Genomic DNA, 240 nt, shown 5'->3' with positions numbered 1-240 from the left:
GATGTATCTCAAGCTCGAAAAATTCATAGAAAGGAGGAAATTAAGAAAAGAACTCGCCCGCAAACAAGAGATTGAGAGCAAGGAAATCAAGAGAATCCAAGAAAAGTTTATTGAAAATTTCAGACTGGCATGGCCCCTCATAGCCCCCCGCTATAAATATTTTGTCTATGAGCTACGAAGGGGCCACACGGGCTACTCAGATACGAATTCGGCCATCAATTACCTTAGACAACAAGGTTG

1 pseudogene is annotated in these 240 nt (G+C 42.1%); it reads left to right on the top strand.

Annotated elements, in window-relative coordinates:
• A pseudogene (locus tag ACLJNW_RS28155) lies at positions 1-240 on the top strand (hypothetical protein); the annotation flags it as partial.

Origin of the sequence: Salmonella sp. SAL4457 (assembly GCF_046548235.1) — a bacterium.
Classification (GTDB): Bacteria; Pseudomonadota; Gammaproteobacteria; order Enterobacterales; family Enterobacteriaceae; genus Salmonella; species Salmonella enterica.
This window is presented reverse-complemented; position numbering and strand designations above follow the sequence as displayed.